A 604-nucleotide genomic window follows, 5' to 3' on the forward strand; every position below is an offset into this window, starting at 1 on the left:
TTCGCAGCTTATCACGTCCTTCATCGCCTCTGAGAGCCTAGGCATTCCCCATACGCCCTTATTTAGCTTATGTGCTTTTACCTAATATGCTCTTAATTATAATTTGCTCTATCTATAATATTAACTATCATAGAAATTTTTATGTTTCTCGTATTCTTATTTTCCAATATGTCAATGAACGTTTCTCTTAGTAGTGAGTAGTTAGTAATGAGTAATGAGAAAACCTCAATACTCAATTCTTAGTACTCAATACTAAAAATGGTGGAGAATATCGGAGTCGAACCGATGACCTCCTGCGTGCAAGGCAGGCGCTCTAGCCAGCTGAGCTAATCCCCCAGTTTCAGTTGTCGGTTATCAGTTAACAGTTATCAGTTAATCGATGACCTCTAGTCAACTTGGGATACCCAACTTCTAAAATTTCCTTCAGTATATTTAAATGAACTTCGTACTTCGTACTTCGTATTTCTACCTTCGTACTTTTTAAAGTAGTCTCAGGCAGACTCGAACTGCCGACCTCTACATTATCAGTGTAGCGCTCTAACCAGCTGAGCTATGAGACTGTTTCTTTAAGACTCAAGACTTTTAGAATCAAGAGTCAAGACAT

2 tRNA genes are annotated in these 604 nt (G+C 38.4%); both read right to left on the reverse strand.

Annotated features, from left to right (window positions below):
- Window positions 1-259: 259 nt before the first annotated feature.
- Window positions 260-336: transfer RNA gene (locus tag ACNORC_RS15235), tRNA-Ala, on the reverse strand.
- A 150-nt stretch (window positions 337-486) separates the two neighbouring features.
- A tRNA-Ile gene (locus tag ACNORC_RS15240) sits at window positions 487-560 on the reverse strand.
- Between the last annotated feature and the right edge of the window lie 44 nt (window positions 561-604).

Source organism: Salinimicrobium soli, from assembly GCF_048323655.1.
Taxonomy (GTDB): Bacteria; Bacteroidota; Bacteroidia; order Flavobacteriales; family Flavobacteriaceae; genus Salinimicrobium; species Salinimicrobium soli.